Origin of the sequence: Amphritea atlantica (assembly GCF_900111095.1) — a bacterium.
Taxonomy (GTDB): Bacteria; Pseudomonadota; Gammaproteobacteria; order Pseudomonadales; family Balneatricaceae; genus Amphritea; species Amphritea atlantica.
On sequence record NZ_FOGB01000002.1, the window covers coordinates 149,077 to 165,818 of the forward strand.

At 55.4% G+C, this 16,742-nt stretch carries 17 protein-coding genes and 1 tRNA gene; 7 read left to right on the forward strand and 11 right to left on the reverse strand.

Annotated elements, in window-relative coordinates; all coding sequences use genetic code 11:
- Positions 1-80: 80 nt before the first annotated feature.
- Entirely contained in the window at positions 81-623 is a 543-nt protein-coding gene (locus BMY09_RS03935; protein WP_091354319.1) for a gamma carbonic anhydrase family protein, read from the reverse strand.
- Between the two features lie 126 nt (positions 624-749).
- Here BMY09_RS03935 and prlC point away from each other — a divergent pair, with 126 nt between their 5' ends.
- The 3 genes from prlC to BMY09_RS03950 all read left to right on the forward strand — a co-directional run bounded on the left by prlC (position 750) and on the right by BMY09_RS03950 (position 3,742).
- Positions 750-2,783, forward strand: a complete 2,034-nt coding sequence (gene prlC, locus BMY09_RS03940) for an oligopeptidase A (protein ID WP_091354321.1) — start codon at positions 750-752, stop codon at positions 2,781-2,783.
- Between the two features lie 89 nt (positions 2,784-2,872).
- Complete coding sequence (locus BMY09_RS03945) at positions 2,873-3,130, forward strand: YheV family putative zinc ribbon protein (protein WP_091354323.1); 258 nt, start codon at positions 2,873-2,875, stop codon at positions 3,128-3,130.
- A gap of 24 nt (positions 3,131-3,154) precedes the next feature.
- Positions 3,155-3,742, forward strand: coding sequence for a DNA-3-methyladenine glycosylase I (locus BMY09_RS03950; RefSeq protein WP_091354325.1), 588 nt, complete (start codon positions 3,155-3,157; stop codon positions 3,740-3,742).
- A gap of 17 nt (positions 3,743-3,759) precedes the next feature.
- Here BMY09_RS03950 and BMY09_RS03955 read toward each other — a convergent pair whose 3' ends face one another.
- The gene (locus tag BMY09_RS03955; RefSeq protein WP_091354327.1) at positions 3,760-4,854 is read right to left on the reverse strand and encodes a PQQ-dependent sugar dehydrogenase; all 1,095 of its coding nucleotides are present in this window, start codon (positions 4,852-4,854) and stop codon (positions 3,760-3,762) included.
- Between the two features lie 199 nt (positions 4,855-5,053).
- Between BMY09_RS03955 and BMY09_RS03960 the strand changes: the two genes are divergently transcribed.
- Positions 5,054-5,926, forward strand: a complete 873-nt coding sequence (locus tag BMY09_RS03960; RefSeq protein ID WP_091354330.1) for a DMT family transporter — start codon at positions 5,054-5,056, stop codon at positions 5,924-5,926.
- A 1-nt stretch (position 5,927) separates the two neighbouring features.
- On the opposite strand, the gene znuB is transcribed toward BMY09_RS03960, so the two are convergent.
- The 3 genes from znuB to BMY09_RS03975 are packed head-to-tail and all read right to left on the reverse strand — an operon-like array spanning position 5,928 to position 7,998.
- Positions 5,928-6,719, reverse strand: a complete 792-nt coding sequence (znuB, locus tag BMY09_RS03965) for a zinc ABC transporter permease subunit ZnuB (protein ID WP_091354333.1) — start codon at positions 6,717-6,719, stop codon at positions 5,928-5,930.
- Positions 6,719-7,507 (reverse strand): zinc ABC transporter ATP-binding protein ZnuC, encoded by a 789-nt coding sequence (gene znuC / locus BMY09_RS03970; protein WP_091354336.1) that lies wholly within the window; start codon positions 7,505-7,507, stop codon positions 6,719-6,721. The genes znuB and znuC overlap by 1 nt, the downstream gene beginning before the upstream one ends.
- On the reverse strand, positions 7,504-7,998 hold the full coding sequence (locus tag BMY09_RS03975; RefSeq protein WP_091354338.1) for a Fur family transcriptional regulator: 495 nt from the start codon (positions 7,996-7,998) through the stop codon (positions 7,504-7,506). The genes znuC and BMY09_RS03975 overlap by 4 nt, the downstream gene beginning before the upstream one ends.
- 126 nt (positions 7,999-8,124) lie before the next feature.
- On the opposite strand from BMY09_RS03975, the gene znuA reads away from it, so the two are divergent.
- Both znuA and BMY09_RS03985 read left to right on the forward strand, forming a co-directional pair.
- On the forward strand, positions 8,125-8,991 hold the full coding sequence (znuA, locus tag BMY09_RS03980) for a zinc ABC transporter substrate-binding protein ZnuA (protein WP_175483435.1): 867 nt from the start codon (positions 8,125-8,127) through the stop codon (positions 8,989-8,991).
- 230 nt (positions 8,992-9,221) lie between these two features.
- Positions 9,222-9,308: transfer RNA gene (locus BMY09_RS03985), tRNA-Leu, on the forward strand.
- A gap of 259 nt (positions 9,309-9,567) precedes the next feature.
- Here BMY09_RS03985 and BMY09_RS03990 read toward each other — a convergent pair.
- Entirely contained in the window at positions 9,568-9,765 is a 198-nt protein-coding gene (locus tag BMY09_RS03990) for an RSP_7527 family protein (protein ID WP_091354343.1), read from the reverse strand.
- A gap of 216 nt (positions 9,766-9,981) precedes the next feature.
- Here BMY09_RS03990 and gcvA point away from each other — a divergent pair, with 216 nt between their 5' ends.
- Entirely contained in the window at positions 9,982-10,902 is a 921-nt protein-coding gene (gene gcvA, locus BMY09_RS03995; RefSeq protein WP_261833016.1) for a transcriptional regulator GcvA, read from the forward strand.
- A 36-nt stretch (positions 10,903-10,938) separates the two neighbouring features.
- Here the strand turns inward: gcvA and BMY09_RS04000 are convergent, their stop codons facing one another.
- The 5 genes from BMY09_RS04000 to BMY09_RS04020 form a co-directional block, all read right to left on the reverse strand.
- A complete protein-coding gene (locus tag BMY09_RS04000; protein ID WP_091354344.1) occupies positions 10,939-12,051 on the reverse strand; it encodes a DUF1513 domain-containing protein in 1,113 nt (370 codons plus the stop codon).
- Positions 12,041-13,132, reverse strand: a complete 1,092-nt coding sequence (locus tag BMY09_RS04005; protein WP_091354347.1) for an imelysin family protein — start codon at positions 13,130-13,132, stop codon at positions 12,041-12,043. The genes BMY09_RS04000 and BMY09_RS04005 overlap by 11 nt, the downstream gene beginning before the upstream one ends.
- Entirely contained in the window at positions 13,129-14,586 is a 1,458-nt protein-coding gene (locus BMY09_RS04010; RefSeq protein ID WP_091354348.1) for a di-heme oxidoreductase family protein, read from the reverse strand. Before BMY09_RS04010 ends, BMY09_RS04005 begins: the two co-directional genes overlap by 4 nt.
- 3 nt (positions 14,587-14,589) lie before the next feature.
- A complete protein-coding gene (locus BMY09_RS04015) occupies positions 14,590-15,867 on the reverse strand; it encodes an imelysin family protein (protein WP_091354351.1) in 1,278 nt (425 codons plus the stop codon).
- Between the two features lie 125 nt (positions 15,868-15,992).
- Complete coding sequence (locus BMY09_RS04020) at positions 15,993-16,724, reverse strand: glutathione peroxidase (RefSeq protein WP_091354353.1); 732 nt, start codon at positions 16,722-16,724, stop codon at positions 15,993-15,995.
- Between the last annotated feature and the right edge of the window lie 18 nt (positions 16,725-16,742).

Here is a 16,742-nt window from a genome sequence, read left to right on the forward strand (position 1 = left end):
GGAAACGAAGTTTCCGTCTAGCCACTAGCTAGCCGCGAAGCGGCGATCTAGCCACTTCCCTTTGCGAAGCGGCGATCTAGCTATTCGCCGTACCCTTCGGCCATATGCTTATCCTTGAGCTTCACATAATTCCCCGCCGTATAGGTAAAGAAATCCATCTCTTTCTCCGTTAGCGCCCTCACCTCTTTGACCGGGCGGCCGACGTAGAGGTGGCCGCTTTTCAAAACTTTTCCCGGGGGCACCAGGCTGCCGGCGCCGATGATCACATCGTCTTCTACCACCGCGCCATCCATCACCATGGCACCCATACCGACGAGTATACGGCTGCCGAGGGTGCAGCCATGCAGCATCGCCTGGTGGCCGATAGTGACGTCATCGCCGATGGTCAGCGGGAAGCCGTCGGGGTTGAAGGGGCCTGCATGGGTGATATGCAATACCGAGCCATCCTGAACGCTGGTGCGGTTGCCGATGCGGATATGGTGCATATCGCCGCGGATCACGGTTAATGGCCACACTGAGACATCATCGCCCAGTTCCACATCGCCGATGACCACGGCGGTGGGGTCGATAAAGGTTGCGTTGCCCAGTTTTGGTGTGATGCCCTGATAGCTGCGGATGGTCATATCGTTTCCTGGTCTGATACTTTGTTGAAGAGTCTATAATAAACTCTGCCATGCGATTGAAAACAGTACGGGGTTACCCCATTTAGTAAATAGTATTGTTATTTATATCCCGGTTCAGGAGTTTTCATGTCTAATCCATTGCTGCAAGACCATCTGCTGCCCCCCTTTTCTGAAATTAAACCTGAACAGGTCGAGCCCGCCATCGACCAGTTGCTGGCGGAGTGTCGCGCTGTGGTTGAGCGGGTGCTGAATGGCAACGAGACGCCTGACTGGAACAATCTGGTGGTGCCACTGGAGCAGAGCCACGACCGTCTGGCGAAGGCCTGGTCGCCGGTGTCCCATATGAACTCGGTGGTCAACAGCGATGAGATGCGTGACGCCTACAATGCCTGTCTGCCGAAACTGTCGCAGTTCTGGACCGAGATGGGGCAGCATCAGGGGTTGTTTGAGGCCTATGAGAAACTTGCCAGCAGCGAGGCCTACAACGATCTGGACGAGGCGCAACGCAAGGTGATCGATAATACCCTGCGGGATTTCCGCCTGTCGGGTATCGCCCTGGCTGATGCAGATAAGAAACGCTATGGCGAACTGCAGCAGAAGCTGTCAGAGCTGACCACGAAGTTTTCTGAAAATGTGATGGATGCCACCGATGGCTGGAGCAAGCTGATCACCGATGAAGCGGAGCTGGCCGGATTGCCTCAGAGCGCGCTGGCGGCGGCTAAGCAGCTGGCGCAAGCGAAAGGTGAAGAGGGCTGGCTGGTGACGCTGGACTTCCCCTCCTATTTTGCGGTGATCACCTATGCGGACAACCGTGAGTTGCGTCGTGAGCTGTATGAAGCCTTTGCTACCCGGGCCTCCGATCAGGGACCGCACGCCGGTCAGTGGGACAACAGCGCGATCATGACTGAGATCCTGACGTTGCGGGCTGAACTGGCACAGTTGCTGGGCTTTGAGAACTATGCCGCCTACAGTCTGGCGACCAAGATGGCAGAAACCCCGGAACAGGTGGTGAGCTTCCTCAACGATCTGGCTGGCATGAGCCGTCCGCAGGCGGAAAAGGAGTATCAGGAGCTACAGGACTTCGCACTGGAAGAGTTCAGTGAGCCGCAGCTTGAGTCATGGGATATCGCTTACTACAGCGAGAAGCTGAAACAGGCCCGTTATGCGATCTCTCAGGAGGAACTGCGCCCCTATTTCCCGATGGCGAAGGTGCTTGATGGGATGTTCAGAATCACCGGCAAGCTGTTTGCCATCGAGATTGAAGAGGTGACTGAGTTTGACCGCTGGCATAAAGATGCCCGGCTGTTCAATGTCAGTCGTGATGGTGAACTGATCGCCCGCTTCTTCCTCGACCCCTATGCCCGGGCGAAAAAACGCGGTGGCGCCTGGATGGATGACTGTCGGGTGCGGCGTATCGATAACGGCGTGTTGCAGCTGCCAGTGGCTTACCTGGTGTGTAACTTTAACCCCCCGGTGGGTGATAAACCGGCGCTGCTGACCCATAACGAAGTGACGACACTGTTCCACGAGTTTGGTCACGGATTGCACCATATGCTGACCCGGATCGAGTATGCGGATGTCAGCGGTATTAATGGGGTTGCCTGGGATGCCGTGGAACTGCCCAGCCAGTTCCTGGAAAACTGGTGTTATGAAGCGGAAGCGCTGGCGCTGATCTCGGGTCACTATGAAACGGGTGAAACCCTGCCTCTGGAACTGCTGGAAAAGATGCAGGCGGCGAAAAACTTCCAGTCCGGCATGATGATGGTGCGCCAACTGGAACTGTCGTTGTTCGATTTTCAGCTGCACCGGGAATATAAACCCGGCGTGACCCATGTTCAGGCGGTGCTGGACCGGATTCGCAGTGAGGTTGCGGTGATTACGCCGCCGGCGTTTAATCGCTTTCAGCACAGCTTCAGTCATATCTTTGCCGGCGGCTATGCGGCTGGGTATTACAGCTATAAGTGGGCCGAGGTGCTCTCTGCCGATGCCTTCTCACGCTTTGAAGAGGAGGGTGTATTCAATACCGACACCGGCCGCTCCTTCCGCGAGAATATTCTCGAGATGGGCGGTTCCAAAGAGCCGATGGAGTTGTTTGTTGCCTTCCGGGGGCGTGAGCCCAGCGTCGAAGCGTTGCTGCGTCATTCCGGTATTACTGCCTAGGCCAACAGGCGCATTTCTGGGGTATAATTCTGCAGGCACCGAGGCTCTGGTCTCTTTGCCTGTTTTTAACGTCAACGGTTGAAAAAGTTATGACAATTGTTAAACGGTTTATCGCTGGTGCAGTGTGCCCCCGCTGTGGCGAGATGGATACCCTGAAAATGTACCGGGATGAGAGTCGGGAGTACCGCGAATGTGTGCGCTGCGATTTCAGTGATTCGATGGCGCTGGACGGCTCTGATCAGCCGGAAGGCGAGCTGGATACCCGGGTTAACCGGGGTGGCAAAGTGGAACTTGAACCGGCGCAACCACTGAACTTTGTGGCTAATCCCGGCTCGACAAAACATTAACCCGGCCTCACCTGAGGAATCTCTATGTGTCATCGCTGTGCCTGGGCAGCGGCTACTGAGCTGGAACAACAGTATCATGATGAGGTCTGGGGTGTGCCCCAGACCAATGATCAGCAACTGTTTGAATATCTGATTCTGGAAGGTGCCCAGGCGGGCCTGAGCTGGCGCACGATACTGCAAAAGCGTGACGGCTACAGCCGACTGTATGAGGGCTTTGATCCGGCGACGGTCGCCGCTTTTACCCCTGAAAAAATTGAGCAGATGCTGCAGGATCCCGGCATTGTCCGTAACCGCCTGAAAGTGAATGCCTCCGTCAAAGCTGCCAATATCTTCCTTGATCTGGCGGCGCAGCATGGCAGTTTTGCCAACTATATCTGGCAGTTTGTTGAGGGTAAGCCGATACAGAATTGCTGGCAAAGTCTCCGTGAGGTTCCGGCTGAAACGGTTGAGTCACAGGCGATGAGTAAAGCGCTGAAAAAAGCGGGAATGACCTTTGTTGGCCCGACTATCTGTTATGCCTTTATGCAGGCCACCGGCATGGTGAATGATCATGAAGTGGACTGCATCCGTTATCAGCCCTGCCGCGAGCTGGGCGAGTTCTTCGCGCTTTAATCCCGGTTGCTACTCTGTTAACCAGCCCGATAAGTGACCCGATAGATCAGCCCTGCCCGGTCATCGGAGATCAGCAGGCTGCCGTCCCGGTCGGTGACAATATCTACCGGCCTGCCCCAGGCGCTCTCCCCCTGAAGCCATCCCTCAATGAAGACCTTATAAGTGACGGGCGTCGTTGAGGTGTCCACCCGTATCACCCGATAGCCCACTTTGCTGGAGCGATTCCAGGAGCCGTGCTCGGCGATAAACAGGGAGCTGTTATTGCTGTCTGGAAACTGTTGTCCGGTATAGAACGTCAGTCCCAGCGGGGCAACATGCGCTCCCAGCTTGAGCATGGGTGGCTGGAAGTCGCTGAATGGCTGACCCTGATAAAGTTCCGGGTCGGCAACATTCCCGGCATGTACAAAGGGATAGCCAAAGTGTTGGCCGGGCTGTGTCAGCCGGTTAAGTTCATCATCGGGACGATCATCCCCCAGATTATCCCGGCCATTATCGGTAAACCAGAGTTCACCGGTCAGCGGATGCCAGCTGAAACCAACCGAGTTGCGTACACCCTGTGCGATCACTGATTGCTGACCCGTTTGCAGATTGAGTTTCATGATTGAGGCAAAGCGGGGATCTATACTCAGGCAGATATTGCAGGGGGCACCGAGATTAAAGTAGAGATCGCCGTCGGGACCGAATTTAAGGTATTTCCAGCCGTGGTGAGAGATATTGGGCAACTGGTCAGTGATCAGCTGAACCTGGACAGCTTGCGTTCTGACACTATCGGCGCTGGCAACTTTGAGAATACGGTCCACTGCCGCGATATAGAGATCGCCGTCACGCCAGGCGATGCCACTGGGCATATTCAGCCCTTGTAACAGCAGATCCCGTTGTTCATAGATGCCATCGCGGTTTTCATCCTTGAGGCGGTATACCCTGCCCTCCCGGCGGCTGCCGACAAACAGGGTGCCCGGCTCTCCCAACGCCATCTGCCGTGCGTTCGTTGCTTCAGCGGCGATGGTTATGTGGTAGCCCTTCGGGAGTCTCAGCGATGCCAGAGAGGGCTCCGCCAGGGAGATGTGTGGCAGGCTCAGTAGTGCTGCGAGTATCAGGCTTATCCGTTTCATAACAGGCTTCGGTCGGTATTGTGTTGATATTCATGCCAGCGTAACCGGAATCGGTTAAACTCTGTCAAACATAGCTGATGATCTGCTGGTCTGCACCTGCCTGACACTATCTCTGGCGACCTAATCTCTTTATTACGAAGATGTCTTTCATTACGACAAGTCGCCTATTACAACGAATACGCTGATTACGATAAATATTATGCTGCAACGGATACAGAACATCCCGCTGGGATTACGCTATATGCTGCTCTCATCGATGGGCTTTGCGCTGATGGGGGCCACCGTTAAAACGGTCAGTCAGTATGGTATTCCATTGATGGAGATTGTCATCGCCCGGGCGCTGGTGTCCCTGATCATCAGTTATGCTGATGTCAGGCGTAAACGGATTCCGGTCTGGGGACACAATAAATTGCTGCTCAGTGCCCGGGGTATTGTTGGCGCGGCTGCGCTGGTCTGTGTCTACTACTCCGTCACCACTCTGCCGCTGGCTGAGGCGACCATTCTGCAGTATATGCATCCGGTCTTTACCGCACTGCTGGCCTTTTTGTTGCTGGGTGAGCGGGTTCAGTTTTCCACCATGGTCTGTATCGTGCTGAGTATTACCGGTCTGGTGGTGATGGTGAAACCGGATATTTTCTTTGCTGCCGAAATCGATTTGCCGCTGTTTAGCATTATGATGGCGTTGTTGGGGGCGTTTGGCAGTGCAGTTGCCTATGTGATTGTCAGACGGCTGAGTCAGACCGAAGACAGTTCGGTGATCATTCTCTATTTCCCGCTGATCGCGCTGCCCGCCGCTATTCTGTTATCGGGTGGTGAACTGGTGGCTCCGGATGGTTATGCCCTGATGTTGCTGATTCTGGTGGGGGTCTTTACGCAAGTCGGTCAGGTGGGGTTAACCAAGGCGATGCAGCATGAGGCGGCCAGTAAAGCGACCGCTTTTTCCTATATCCAGGTGGTTTTTTCGATACTGCTGGGCTGGTTTGTCTTCAGCGAACTGCCCTCCCTCTGGACCCTCATCGGTGGTGGACTGATTGTCTCCGGTGCACTGGTGAATGTGCTCTGGAAACGTTGAATCAGGCGACCCTGCGTAACGGCAGACTGTACAACAGCAGGAACTGAAGCAGCGCCGCAACCACCACCGAGGGACCTGCGGGGGTATCAAACTGCATCGATGCAAACAGTCCGAGAAGCACTGCGACCACTCCCAGCAGACTGGCGCTTACTGCCATTTGCTCGGGTGAGTTTGCCAGCCGGCGGGCGCTGGCGGCGGGGATGATCAGCAACGAAGTGATCAGCAGAATACCGACCACTTTCATGGCGATAGCGATAACCACGCCAATCAGCAGCATCAGTGCCAGTCGTATCCGGGCTACGGGTACGCCCTCTACCTGCGCCAGTTCCTCATTGATGGTAACCGCCAGCAGTGGATTCCACAGCCGCCAGATCAGCAGCATGACGATACCGCCGCCGCCATAGATCCATAACAGATCGATGGGCGTGATCGCCAGCAGGTCGCCAAACAGGTACTCCATCAGGTCGACCCTGACGTCATCCAGCAGGGCAACGGCTACCAGCCCCAGCGACAGGCTGCTGTGGGCCATAATACCGAGCAGGGTATCGGTGGCCACCAGACGCTGTCGCTGCAGGCTGACCAGGATCAGCGCGAGGATGACGCAGCAGCTCACCACCGCCAGGTTGAAATTGATATCGAAAAGCACGCCGACGGCTATCCCCAGCAATGCTGAATGGGCCAGGGTGTCACCAAAATATGCCATCCTCCGCCAGACGACAAAGGAGCCCAGTGGACCGGCCACCAGTGCTACGCCAATACCACCCAGCAGGGCCAGTAGCAGAAATTCAGGCATCAGTGGTGTCCTCCGCAAGCGGTGTGGTCGCTTTCCTGTGTGTCAGGCAGTGGCAGGATATCGCCATGATTATCATGGCGGTGGTTGTGGTGATGGCTATACAGCGCCAGATTTTCTGCGCCGGGTATGCCAAACAGTTCAATATAGGATGGGTCTGTACTGACCTGCTCGGGATGGCCGGAGCAACAGATATGATGATTCAGACAGATCACCTGATCGGTGGCGGCCATCACCAGATGCAGATCGTGAGAGATCATCAGTACCGCGCAGTTGTATTTATCCCGGATACTGGCGATCAGTTTATACAGCTCGGTCTGACCATTGATATCTACCCCCTGAGCCGGTTCATCCAGTACCAGCAGTTCAGGTTTTCGCAGCAGGGCGCGTGCCAGCAGAACCCGCTGCATCTCCCCGCCTGATAAGCTGTGGACCGATTGCTTCAGCAGGTTTTCGGCGCGCACCGACTGGAGCGCCTGGTGCCGGTCTGCTGTACTGGCAAAGGCTGCAGTTTTCAGAAACCGTTCCACTGTCAGGGGAAAGGTGGTATCGATGTGCAGCTTTTGCGGCATATAACCGATACGCAGTGTGGCTGAGCGTTTAATAACCCCTTCATTGGGTGTCAGAAGCCCCAGAACCGCTTTCACCAGGGTGGTTTTGCCAGCCCCGTTGGGACCGATCAGGGTGGTGATTTCACCCTGCTTCAGGGCCATGGATATATTGTCGATAACGGTGTTGTTACCGAAGCTGATGCTCAGACCGGATATCTCGACCAGGTTTGCCGGGTTCATAGCTGCTCCTGACAGTTGGGGCAGCGCCCCAGAATTTCGATACTTTCCTGATCCACCGAGAATCCGGCATCGCTGGCGACGTTTTGTATGCTGTTGTGCAGCTCGCTGGACTCCAGTTCAGCGGTAGTGCCACAACTCTGACAGATGAGGAAATAGCCCGAGTGGTTATGATCCGGGTGGCTGCAACCGATAAAGGCATTCAGGGTGGCCAGCCGGTGTACCAACCCCTGCTCCTGCAGGAAGTCCAGAGCGCGGTAAACCGTTGGCGGCGCCGAGTTAAATCCTGCTTTGGCAATGGCGGGCAGCAGATCATACGCACCCAGCGGTTTATGACTTTGCCAGATAAGTTTAAGCACCAGCTCGCGGATTTTGGTGAGCCGCTGGCCGTTGGCCTGGCACAGGGTTTGTGCTTGCTGCAAGGCCGTTTTAATGCAGCGGCTGTGGTCATGATCGGGCTGATGGGCGATATTGCTGACGGATTCAGGAGCCATAATAAAACCGGTTGATATATTAATTGTTATATTATAACTTTACGGCAATTCAATTAACAGTGGCTTCCTTCGATGTTTTCCAGAATACCCGCAACATTTGTTCTTTTTTTACTCAGTTTCTGCGCCATGAGCCTGCAAACCGTTTACGCCGGGCAGGTCCGGGTACTGGCCAGTATCAAGCCGATTCAACTGATTGCACAGGATATGCTTGGTGATCTGGCGCAGATTGGTGTGCTGCTGCCGCCGGGCAGTTCGCCCCATCATTACTCCCTTAAACCCTCTTCGATTGCGCAGATTCACGATGCGGATCTGTTTATCTGGGGCGGGCCGGGGCTTGAGCTGTTTCTGACGAAGACGGTGAGTCAGCTGGAGCACCCAGCCCTGGCGCTGCTCGAAGGGGGAGAGGCGCACCATCATGAAGAAGCGCAAACCGCTGACACTGAAGCGGACGCTCACCATGAACATGACCATGGCGGCAGCGATCCCCATTTCTGGATGGCGCCTGAGCGGGCGCTGGCGGCTGCTGATCTGATTAAAGATCGGCTGGTGGAGCGCTATCCGGAGAATGCTGCGCTTTATGAACAGGCCTATAACGACTTCGCTGCCCGGCTTGCAGTGACCGATCAACAGTTGCAGCAACAGTTGAAAGCGGTGGGTGATACCGGCTTCTATGTGTTTCACGATGCTTTTGGCAGCTTCGTTACGCATTATCAGTTGAATCAGCTGGGCTATTTCACCGTTGATCCTGGCCGGAAACCCGGTGCCCGGCGACTGAGCGAAATACGCACAGCGCTGGAAACTAACCAGGCTCGCTGTGTATTTGTTGAGCCACAGTTCAAAGCGCCGGTTGTGGCTAGTCTGATTCGTGGCCTGGATATCCGGGTTGGACGGCTTGATCCCCTTGCGGTTGCTATCGATGCGGGCCCTGACGGGTACAGCAATTATCTGCAATCACTGGCAGATAGTTTCACTAATTGTCTCTCTGGTGAATAAAAACAAAAAAAAGTAGTGGCGGACACTTCACAAATGAAAAGGTCGTCTTTATAATGCGCTCCTCTTTCGGAACGCACACACGTAGACACGCTAGCTTCAGGTGCTAGTGCCTTCACGGGCGTGGGAGTTCGAGTCTCCCCATCTGCACCAATCGCTAACGGCGGTTGAGCTTCGAAAGAGAACGCTATTTTCATAGCAGGGGGACGCTCCTAAACGTAAAAAGTTGATACGCAGATGTGGTGGAATTGGTAGACACGCTAGCTTCAGGTGCTAGTGCCTTCACGGGCGTGGGAGTTCGAGTCTCCCCATCTGCACCAACTTTATTCTCTCCGGTTTTATGTCTCTTTTCTCTTTTCTGAATTTCTCATTCTCTGACAACCAGAAAACAGCCTCTGCTTACGTTTCTCATACTGTTTTGCTGTATCGCTTGCTGGTGTTTTCTGTATCGACTCTATATCACACTAAATGGCATTGAAGCGTGACAGGCGGGTGCTGCAGAGCTGGGGTCGCCCGCAAGAGAAAAATCTGGGCAAAAAAAAGGCCACTAAAAAGTGGCCCAAGGAGTCTCGTTTAGACCTATACGGTCCCGAATGAACGAGTGCTGTTAAAACTTTTTGGCTGGCGTTTCTTGGTCAGGTTCTTCAGCCAGTGGCCCAGCGCGCTCAGTTGCTGGGCGATATATTCGTTACGTGCCAGTTGACCCTGTCTTACATAGTAAGCGGTATCAACCATACCAAACTCGTCAACCTTAATACCATTCTCATCTGTGTTCATGCTATGCACCAAAATAATTCATTAAACTGTTATATCGTTAAATGAATCAACCGGACTGGATTTAAGGAGCTTTTCCGGGGCTTTTCAGATTAAGCTATTATCTACAGTGTGTTGCGGTTGGATCATTGTTTCGTTGATGGTTATACTAAGGTCGCACTGATTATAAAACAAACGACAGATTTTCAGCTTAAGTGTGAAATAAATTCACTTATTGAGGTGTGTATCAGACGCTTACCCCCTTTGAACGCTCTGCGCAGTTTTGAATCGGCTGCCCGACTGGGCAGCTTTAACAAAGCGGCAGAGGAACTGTATGTCACGCCGTCTGCGGTGAGTCATCAGATTAAATCCCTTGAAGAGTATCTGGGGCTTAAACTTTTTCATCGTGAAAAAAGACAGGTGCAGATCACCGTGGCCGGGGAAAAATATCTGGTTGCGGTGGGGCACGCCCTGGATGAACTGGATGCGGCCACCCGTCGTCTGATCTCTGCGCCCAATACCAGCTCGTTAACCTTTGAGGCCCCGCCCGCCTTCCTGAGCCGCTGGTTAATGCCAAGGATCAAAGATTTTCAGGCACTGTATCCCGATGTGGAGCTGCGACTGAGTACCGGGTCGGTGAACCGCATCGACTTCGATCACTCCGATCTGGATATGGCGGTCTATTTTGGCGACCCGCCGGACGATGATGATATCGAGGTACGGCTGGTGCACCGTTCGGTGGTGGTGCCGGTGTGTAGTCCGCGTAAGCTGGAAGAGCATCATATAGAAACACTGGCGGACCTGAGAAAGCAGACGCTGATTCATGTCACCAGCCGGCGTAATGAGTGGCAGCGTTTACTGCAAAAGGCCGGAATCTCAATGACCGGTGAGGAAAAGGGACTGTCATTTTCCAGTACTCAGCTGGCCCTGGGGGCTGCGCTGGAAGGATTGGGTATCGCCCTGTCGGACAAGTCACTGATCAGTCGGGAGTTGCAGTATGGGCAACTGGTGGTTCCGGTGGAAGCGGAGTTGCTGACGGGGAAGGCGTTTTATCTGGTTTATCCGAAAGATCGTCAACTGACCTATGGCATGCGAATTTTTCGTGAGTGGTTGTTGCAGGTGATGGGGCTGCCTGAGCAGGAAGAGCCGGTGTCTGGCTGATCTGAAAACGGCCTGGGTGCACCGTCGGCGCTGCCGTTAAAGCAGCGCTGTCAGATGGTTATCCCAGGCGGCTTTAAATCCCAGCGGTAGTCTCTCTGTGGTGCCGTGCTCGAGATTGTAGCGAACACAGCGGCCAGTGCCAGCGCTGATAATAAACTCGGCAGGGCTGTCTGTTGCTGCCAGGCCGCAACCGTCGCGACTTTTGATAGACGAGATAAACTGGTTTTCCTGCAGGTCCCAGAATGTGATCAGATCACCGCGGGGAGCGGATACCGCAGCGAAGCGGCCGCTGTGATCGCAGCGGGCACTACCGCAGTAGTCTTTCATCGCCAGATTAACCGGAGCCGGAGCGCGCAGCAGTTGAATCGCTTCGCCGGGCCGGTGAATCCCCACCAGTGGCAGATTGTGTCCGGGAGCGCCCTGATACTGCAACGCGATAACGGTGGTGCCCTGGTGGTTGGTATCGATATGGCGGATGCTTAACTGGTGCTGTGCAGCAGGCAGTTGCTGCTGTTCCAGGTGGTTACCGCTGTGCAGATCCAGACGTACCAGGGAGGGCTGCATGCTATCCAGATTAAGCTTCTCCCTGCCGTGGTCCGGGTGGGTAAGGATACCGCCATTGGCCACGGTGAGCACTGCGCTGCCGGGTTGCTGAACCAGTTCATGGGGCCCGATCCCATAGCTGGGGTAGTCCGCAATGACAGCGTAATCTTGCGCCATGGCCCGGATAACCACTCTGCCCTGCCCACTGTTGATCTCATTTTCGGTGGTGATCAGCCAGCGTCCGTCATCCGAGAAGATGCCATGACCAAAAAAGTGTCGTCCACGACCCGCCATAATGCGCTTAACCAGTCGTTGCTGCTGGTAATCGACAATATCGATAAAAGTGCCGGGACGTCGAGCGATGCAGGCCAGTAGCGGCAACTGCGGGTGTACCTCGGTATGGTGTGCCCGCGCCGGTAGTATATGATCCAGCATCAGCTCTCCCTGCTGACCGATCAGGTACAGGTGGTAGTGTCCGTCTCTGCCTTTGGCTGCGGCTGCAAACATTGGTGTTGCGTTTGCCGTGGCCGCTTCAGCCCGAGCCAGTCGCGGCAGTAATACTGCGCTAGCCAGTAACTGACAGAAGCGGCGGCGGTTAATCTCCATCACGGCTGTTAAACCCCAGTTGGATATCCAGTGTTATCATTTCAGCACTGAGCTCACGGTCAAGCTGTTGCAGTGTGTCGCCGAGTTGTAGCAGCTGGTTGACCGTATCGGGTTGATTCAGGCTGGTGACGAGAGGGGCCTGCACCGCCCTGAGTTGCTGCTCAAGCGTGGTGAACCGCGTGCTGATATTATCTGCCTGAGCCGCTCTGCCCTGCTCTCTTAACAGCGTGTCGACACTGTGGCTGGTGCCGGAATAGAGCTCACTGAGACTGGCTATATTGAGCTGTATATTGCGCAGGGAACGCTGGCTGCGCCAGGATTCCAGGCGATGGGGCCGAACCTGTTCAGCGCCGTTCAATGGGCGGAGAATTTTCTGGTCACGGATCACTTCAAGGGGCTCAATCAGTGACTTCATCATATCCACTGCGGCCTCCTGGTGGCTTTCATAATAGCTCTCTTCACTACCCGCTGTGGCTATTGAATGACGATAGTCATCGCGCCATTCGGTCAGCGTGGCGCGGCTGTTTTCGGCAATATAAGCCGCGATAGTCTGCGTTAGCTGGCACCGGTAGCTATGGTCTTCAAAGTCCGCCAGGGTGCTGCTGAACAACAGACGCTCCAGTGCCGGCAATCCTTTGACCCCGATACTGGCTTTGTAGAGATAATCGATCGACAGGGTTTGCGGATCCTGTTGTTGCAACAACAGGCTGAGCTGTTTACCGATGAGGTTTTTCCGGTCAGGCCAGAACTGCATGCTGAAGTTGCGCATCAGAGTTTCAATCGGGCCAAACTGGATATGCTGTATCGCCTGCCAGGCATCCATGGTCTGCTGGAAATCCTCTTGTACCTGGGCAAGCCCGTCCTGATCTGGCTGCTGGCACAGGGCTGCAGTGCTGGCTGACAGCTGCGTACTGCTGTCCTGTAATGCCTGGTAGCGGGGGAGTATGTGCTCCTCTACCAGGCTCTGATTAAGGGTTTTCCATTGCTGCTGCGACGGCGCTGCATGGGCGATGCCGACCGCCGTGAACAGCAGGGATATACCCAGCAGCAGCGGCCACAGAGGGGTAGGTGCTGACTTCATAGTGACTCCAGAAATGTGAGTAAGGCGGCCCGCTCAGCGGTTGGCAGATTGATGACGTGGTCCCGGGAAGCCTGTGCTTCGCCGCCATGCCACACAATCGCTTCGAGCAGGTTCCGTGCCCTGCCGTCGTGGAGGAAGTAGGTGTGTCCGTTGACGGTCTGGGTCAGTCCTATTCCCCACAGTGGCGGAGTTCGCCACTCACTGCCGCTGGCCAGGAACTCGGGCCGGTTATCCGCCAGCCCCTCGCCCATATCGTGCAGCAGCAGATCGCTGTAGGGCCAGATCAACTGCGCTGATTGTTCCGGCATATCGGCGCGGTTAGCAGTCGTGAAACTGGGCTGGTGACAGGCGGCACAGCCACTCTGGTGAAATACCGCTTTGCCTTTTAATACCTGCGGTCTGGCAGTATCGGGTCGGGCGGGAGGCGCCAGATTGCGACTGTAAAACTCGACCAGTTTCACCATCTCTTCAGAGGCTTCAGCATTATCCTGTTGTGGGGTATTACCATTGGGCTGTTTCAGGCAGTCCAGCTGCTGTGCGGTACAATCGCCGGACGCTGAGGGTGCAAAGGGGGTTGAGATCCCCATGTCGCCATTGAACGCGCCCACTGCCTGCTGGATCAGGGTCGGATTACCTGCTTTCCAGCCAAACCGGCCCAGCTCCTGCTGTTGGGTAAAGCTGTTCCAGACCCGGTTAGGGCGCCCGGAGATGCCATCATTGTTACGGTCCTCCGGGTCCGACAGTGCTTCGATAGCGGTTGCGGGTAAGGCTTCCAGCAGGCCCAGCCCGATCATCGGCGGGGCGATACGGGGAGAGAGTAGCGTCTGGGGGTGCAGTGGACCGTAGCTGAGTTCGGTAATACTGTAGTCTGGCTTGCGCAGCTGTACCTGGAAACCATCGGCCAGGGTGACGGTGGTTTCGCGATAATTGATCACCATCCGCCCTTCTCCGGCCAGTCCGTTAATCGCCAGATCCTGCAGCTGACCACCGTAAGTGGGTTCAGGAATGACGCCCACCTGGCCGCTCTCAAGCAGTTGCCGCTGAGCATCGTTCTGGGGTGGAATACTCAGGCGCAGGAACATCGATACGGCGTTATCCTCAGGCCAGTTGGCTTCCGGAGGGTGGCCCCGGCCATCTTTCAGGTGGCAGCGCTGACAGGCCCGGGCATTATACAGTGGTCCGAGACCATCGCTGGCAGTGGTCGAAGAGGGGGCTGGCACCCATATCTTCTTGAAGATGCCGTTACCCAGCTTAAAGTTCAGTTCGTTCTCGAAGCTCATATTGGCCGAGCTTTGGGAGAATGCATTGGTATTGCGCTGCTTATGGTGCGTGGTGCTGCCACCGGGGAGCGCTTCTCCCGGCTGCGGCTGGCTATAGTCCTGTGCAGCGGATGCCGCTGTCGTCATGAGGACTGCCGCCACTAAGACGGGCAGTGAAAAGTCTCTGCGGTTCATCTGTTACTCCAGAACCTGTGCCGGGTTATCCAGACTATCGGAGCCTTCCAGCTGAACCTGGTCCAGCTTCAGCTGACCGATGATCTCTTCAATGGCGCGGGTCTCTTCGGTGAGGGCATCAACAAAATTTTGTACCAGTTGGTTTCCAGTGGTGTTGCCCACGCCGATCAATACATCGAAGGTCTCGCCCTGAACGGCGCGATCCACCATCGCCTGAGCGGCCGCTTCGGTGGCCTGTAGCTTAGCTTGCATACTTTCATCGGCGGCGGCTGCCTGAGCGGCAACATAGGCAGATAAACCGGGGCCTTCAACCGTTGAACCGTCGATCCGGGTATAGCTGCCCTGATACACATTACGGATCCCTTTGGCATCGTAATAATGGGACCAGTGGGTGTTATCGGAGAAGCAGTCATGCTCCTCTTCCGGGTCATGCAGCATCAGCCCCAGCTTGGTCCGCTCGCCTGCCAGCTCGCCATAGGCCAGGCTGCCCATGCCGGTGAGGATGGTGGCAATAGCGGCGTTATCATCCTTCTTCAGCAGTTGTTGCCGGGCAGCCCCCTGGTCTTTCCAGTTATCCACCATCTCCTGCAGATCGGCAATCAACAGCTGAGTCGCCGCCTGCAGGTAGTCCCGGCGCCGATCACAGTGTCCGCCGGTGCAGTTTTCCAGACTGTAATCGGATGCCGGACGGTTGCCTGCGCCCGGCGCGGTACCATTCAGATCCTGGCCCCACAGAAGAAACTCTATCGCATGGTATCCGGTGGCGACATTGGCCTCTATGCCATCGATCTCATGCAGTGTGTTTGCCAGTAGCTCGGGAGTGATGTCAGTGGCATCGATCTGTGTGCCACCGACCCGCAGGGTTGTGTTGGCAATCACATTGGCACGGTACTGGGTATTCTCGTCTGACGCGTCGCCGTAATGGGTGCTGTCAACATAGTCGATCAGGCCCTCATCCAGTGGCCATGAATTAACCCGCCCCTCCCAGTCATCAACAATTGGGTTGCCAAAACGGTAGGCTTCGGATTGCTGGTAGGGAACCCGGGCGGCTTTCCAGGCAGCGCGGGCCTGCTCGAGAGTGCTGGCATCGGGATGTTGCAGCAGCGCATCGATACTGGCCTGCAGATCTCTCGCTCCGGTGAGGGCATCTTCATAGGTCGCCAGGGCGATATCGGCATAGGTGGTAATGACCTCTGAGGTTGTCGGCGCCGCGGCGAACGTTGTGGAGCAACTAAAGGTGGCGGCCAGAACGGCTGCAGAAACAATTGATTTGACGCGCATAGAGAGGCTCCTGAAAATAGAATTCAGGAGATGGTAATACAAACAAGAATGATTCGCAATAAGGTTTGTGCTGGTGCTTGGCCACTTAAAGCGGGAGCCGGTTCTGGCCGGCTCCCGTTGCTGTGTTAAGCGAAGTATCGTTCCAGGTCGTCTGCGCCACCGATGCGCTGACCATCGATAAACACCTGCGGCGTTGTGCCCTGGCCACTGATCGCCGCCAGAGAACTGTAGCTCAGCCCGTGGCTGCCCAGCTCTACTTCTTCGTAGCTGAAGCCCCGCTCCTGCAACAGTTTCTTCGCCCGGATACAGTGTGGGCAGCCGGGTTTGGTCAGTATGCTGACCCGTTTGGGCTGTTCAGCGGTTGGGTTGATGTAGTTCAGCATGGTATCAGCATCGGAGACCTGGAACGGGTCACCCGGCAGGTCCGGCTCGATAAACTGCTTTTCGATGACGCCATCCACCACCAGCATAGAGTAGCGCCAGCTGCGTTTGCCAAAGCCGATATCATCTTTATCGACCAGCATCTCCATACCCGCCGAGAATTCACCGTTGCCGTCCGGGATAAAGGTAATATTTTCAGCCGCCTGATCGCCCTGCCAGGCGTTCATGACAAAGGTATCGTTAACCGAGATGCAGATGATGCTGTCAACGCCCTCCTTCGCAAAAACCGGTGCCAGCTCGTTATAACGGGGCAGATGGGTCGTTGAGCAGGTGGGTGTAAACGCTCCCGGCAGAGCAAAAACAACCACTTTTTTACCTGCGAACAGTTCGTTGGTGGTGACATCCACCCACTGATTATTTTGCTGAGTGTGAAACGTGACCTGAGGGACTTTCTGACCTTCTCTGTTAGTAAGCATTCCGTGTATTCCTGAAAA